Raw genomic sequence first — 4,722 nt, 5'->3', positions numbered from 1 at the left:
GGCTGGTTCGGAGTGGTCTCCTCACCCGGGTTCTCCGGGGTCGTCGACTCAGACGGCTCCTCCTCAGAGGTCACAGTCTGATCTTCGTCGTTGATGTTCTCGTGCGTGGTGATCTCATTTCCGTCACCCTCGTTCTTCGGAGCATCCTTACCGGTTTCATCAACCTGCTTGGAGTACAGCTTCTCGAATGCAACCGCAGTCTTGACTACACCCTCAAGGTCCTCATTGACCTTGATGTCAACAACGACCTCACCTACAGAGCTCTTCGGAGTGAAGGTCAGGTCACCACGACCGATAACAGCATGCTCACCGTTCTCGTTGAGAGCCTTGTTACGCAGCTCTGCCTTAAGAGTGTATTCCTTACCCGGAACTAGGTCGGTGTAAGAAACAGTGTCCTTAACTACGACGCCGGCAGCAACCTGCTTAGCATTATCGAATTCAGCCTTGGTCTTAATCGACGGGTTCAGCTCAGAGGTCACAGTCTGTGCCTCGTCGTTGATATCCTCATGCTTAGCAATCTCCTTCTCCTCGGTGGAGCCGGAGATATCGTTGCCGTCCTCGTCTACCTCGGAAGAGAAGAGCTTCTCAAAAGCAACTGCAGCGGTAACGCCGTCCTTGGCCTTGTCGTTGACGACGATCTCAACGTCCTCAGAGCCAGCAGAGTTCTCCGCAGTGAAGGTGTGGGTAGCCTCACCCAGAACGGTAGTGCCGTCTTCCTTGGAGATCAGTTTTGCCTTCAGGGTGTAGTTCTTACCCGGAACAAGGTCCTTATACGTCACGGTGTCGATAACCGTGGCGCCCTCAACAACGCGGTTGCCGTCCTTAAACTTGGCCGTCGTACCGATTTCAGGGTTCCAGACAGTGATAACGGTCTGTGCTTCGTCGTTGATGTCCTCGTGAGTGGCAATCTCCTTCTCCTCATGGGAGCCGGAGATGTCGTTGCCATCCTTGTCTACCTCGGAAGAGAAGAGCTTCTCGAAAGCAACGGCAGCAGCGATCGGGGACTCGAGCTGCTTATCGACGTTAATCTTTACCGCAACGTCGCCGGACTCAGCTTCCGCAGTGAATTCCTGCGAGCCGGTACCAACGACAGCGTGCTCGCCATTAGCGTCAGCAGCCTTGTTACGAAGTTCGGCCTTCAGGGTGTACTTCTTACCAGGAACCAAGTCCTCGTAGTGAACCGTGTCAATGACGGTTGCGCCAGCAACAACTTGCTGCTTGTCACCATCAAACTTGGCCTGGGTCTTGATCTCCGGCTTGCGCGGCTTCTCCTGCTGAGAAGTCGTCGGGGTCGGCTCCGGAACTACGTCAGTGGTCGGGGTCGGAGTCGGCTCCTCAGTTTCCTCGGTCGTCGACTCGTCGGTGCTCTCAGATGGCGTTTCCTCAGAGGTGGTTTCCTCCGTGGTCTGCTCATCGGTCGTCGACGGCTCAGACGGTTCGGTCGTCTCCTCCGTGGTCGGCTCCTCAGAAGTCGTCTCAGCCTCAGAGCTCTCAGACGTGGTTTCCTCAGAAGTGGTCTCCTCGGTGGTCTGCTCATCGGTCGTGGACGGCTCAGTCTCAGTGCTTTCCGACGGAGTCGGCTTCGGATTCGGGTTGCTCTCCTCATCCTTACCCGGATTCTCGCCGCCATCATCCGGCAGACCAGGCTGGTCAATCGGAACCACACGCTGTCCCCCACCACTGTTATGAGTGGTTATGCCGTTAGGGCCAACCACAGTGATGAAGGCATCCGCCGGCTGCTCAGGGATAGTAACCGACGGATCGGCTTCAAACTGCTGGTCGAGCGTTTGGGCATTGTCCTTTAGAATGCGCAGCCCCGTGTTCGCCGTGAAATCCTCCGAATTGCCGTCGAACCCGTGGAGCGGACGTGCCAGACCAGAGACATTTCCGCCGTCGTTTGCGTGAATAAACTTAATCGCGGCAGCCCTACCCGACGCATCAGAGACGAGCGCTGCCAAGTAAACGCTGTAACGGTTAGCAAGTTTCTTATCGCCAGCCGCCGTAGCATCACGCAGCTTCATTGCAATGCCGATTGCCGCATTCTGGAACTTCGGGTCATCAAAGCGAATCGCACCTGCTGTGGACTTCTTGTAGCTGCCCTTCTTGAGCATGGGATCGGCAACAGTGTAATCAATACACCAGCCCCATCCGACATCGTTGTTCTTGTGAGGGTTTCTCGCACCTTCTGGCGGAACACCAGCCCACACAAGCTGGCCCCAGCTATGATCTCCGCCAATTTTCGCATTTTCAGCGCCCAAGGTGGTGTTAGGCACGAAATCAGTCGGCTCGGCCGCGCCGGCCTTCGCCCAGGGAACGGTAACCATGGCTGCAATTACTGCAATTGCTGTAAGCACAGCAGTAAAGACCATCCACCCCTCTCTGGAGATATTCCTTAATCTACTCATCGTTTCCTCTTCGAATGATGTGAATGTCTACAAGTTTTCTGCACAGCAGCCTTAGACCACTGAACCAATCTGAAATCGGGACGTAGGTTTTTACACCTTTACCGGCGATTCTTCTCACGAATCTCACGAACTCTGATAGTCCACTCAGGAGACTATCATTCGACACAGGAAGCTGCAAGGTATCTCATTGCTCTATAAATTTCGCCTATACCCAAGTTGGAGCGTATTTATGCTGCACTAGACCGTTTTCAAGTCAGGCAGCTCCTATCTACCGCCCACTTGTTCTATTTTTCCTTCACATCGTCAACTTCTAAGTATTTCTTATAATACTCAATCTAAGATTTACTAAGTTTGCATATCAGTTTTTTCCCACCCGGATTGCGCAAGGAAACCTTCCGCCAGCGCAACAGCACTGTGCGCGCCCCCGCTGGCCTAATCCCCTTGTAAGCACCTGCGATACCTACGATCCCCCGCGACCTAGTAGCACCCCAAGGCCCGCGAAAGCTCGTACTCGCGAGCACTTAGCACCCTTACCGCTACACCTCGCAGACACGCGAAACGGCCGTGCACAAAGCACGGCCGTCATTCCCCATTAGAAACCTCATCCCACGGGGCTTAGACCACTACCCCCATTAATCAGTTTTATGGCTCGCCGAGCCCTCATTAATCATCCGCGGAACGCGTGAGCTTCGGATCAACGTCGACGACCGGCTCAGGGACCTCAATAACCTCGATGTCGGAGACCGGCGAGCCAGCAGCCGTCACTGGCTGTGCATCCACCTGGTCTCCCCCTGAAGACGAGCCCGGCTCCACAGTAATCTTCGCCGCCGCGAGTGCTGCCCTGTCGCGGGCGGTCTCAACGTCCTCGGCGGTCGTAGCCACCATGCCCATGCGGCGGCCGGCGTAGGCCCAGGGCTTGCCAAACAGGCGCACGTCAGTTTCCTCATACGCCAGGGCGGCATCGAGGCCGGAGTAGGAGACGTCATCAAGCTCAGCGTCCGCGTGCAAAATGACCGCCGCACCGGGACTGACCAACGTCACATCGATCGGGAAGCCCAACATTGCGCGGACATGGAGTTCAAACTCAGAGAAGCGCTGTGTGTATCCAGTCAGCATTGCGGTATCCAAAGGACGCGGCGAAACAGAGGAGAAATACACCTCATCACCCGCCACGAAGAGCTCAACGCCGTAGACACCACGCCCACCCAATTCATTGGAGATGCGCGCGGCCACGGAGCGTGCGTTCGCCAGGGCGTCTTCACTCATCGCCATCGGCTGCCAGGACTCCACTAGATCGCCTTTCTCATGACGGTGGCCAATGGGCTCACTGAACCACGTGGCCATCTTGCCCGTAGCCGGGTCAATGGAGCGCACAGCAAGCAGCGTGACCTCATAATCAAAGTCGACGAAGCGTTCCACCACGACGCGCTTATACTCCGAGGACACGTGTCGCACCATGGACCAGGCCTCCTCCACGTCCTCTTCTTCCTTAAGAAGGATGTGGCCCTTCCCGGAGGTCGTAATGTCCGGTTTCACGATGCACGGCAGCCCCAACTCCCCCACTGCCTCCTGCAGCTCCTCAGCGGACTCAGCAAAGCGATAGGCAGTGACGGGCAAGCCGATGCTCTCAGCTACCTCACGCACGCTCTCCCGGCTTTGCGTCAGCTCACAGGCCCGCGCTGATGGCACAACGGTGGTGCCGAATTCCTCTATACGCTTCAGCGTCTCCACCGCGACAGTCTCCACCTCTGGGACTACGTAGTCTGGCTTAATCTTCTCAGTCAGCTCCCACACCTTCTGCGGGTCCCTAATGTCTGCGATGTAGCTAAAGTGCGCAAGCTGCTGCGCGGGTGCTCCTGCGTAGCGGTCCACAGCGTGCACCTCGAGCCCCAGATTCTGAAAGGCTATTACCAACTGCTTGCCCAGCTCGCCCGCCCCGAGGAGCAGCACCTTGGTGGCGCTTCCTGTTAAGGGGGTTCCGATCTGGCCTGCGATGTCGCCTACGGTAGTCATTCTCGAATTATCGCACACATTTGACGCCGCGCTGCTTGGCGACGTCCCCCGATTCCCCACAACCACCCAAACTCACCGCGCCACACGACGGCACAGTGCCCCGGGCTCCGGCCCCGGGGTGCAGGATCACCAAAGCCCCCTTTACCCACCGCAGGGAAACAGTGGGAAAGGGGGCCTGGTGCTACAGACTGACCTTCTAGCGTGTCAGCCGGCCACGGGGGCCGACTGGCCCTCGGTTATCGCGGTCTTCCTCTTACTTGGAGGAACCCTCACCAGCACCCGGTGCACAAGCATCAGCCAACAG

The 4,722-nt window shown here is 56.9% G+C and carries 2 protein-coding genes; both read right to left on the bottom strand.

Annotated features, from left to right (window positions below; genetic code table 11):
- Window positions 1–2,324, bottom strand: a 2,324-nt coding sequence (locus HMPREF2807_RS14005) for a VaFE repeat-containing surface-anchored protein (protein WP_232751622.1), incomplete at its 3' end; no start/stop codon positions are given.
- 744 nt (window positions 2,325–3,068) lie between these two features.
- Window positions 3,069–4,418: a formate-dependent phosphoribosylglycinamide formyltransferase gene (purT, locus tag HMPREF2807_RS04485; RefSeq protein ID WP_070510773.1), complete on the bottom strand. Its 1,350-nt coding sequence runs from the start codon at window positions 4,416–4,418 to the stop codon at window positions 3,069–3,071.
- Window positions 4,419–4,722 lie beyond the last annotated feature (304 nt).

The sequence above is a fragment of the Corynebacterium sp. HMSC074A09 genome, from assembly GCF_001811545.1.
Classification (GTDB): Bacteria; Actinomycetota; Actinomycetes; order Mycobacteriales; family Mycobacteriaceae; genus Corynebacterium; species Corynebacterium hiratae.
This window is presented reverse-complemented; position numbering and strand designations above follow the sequence as displayed.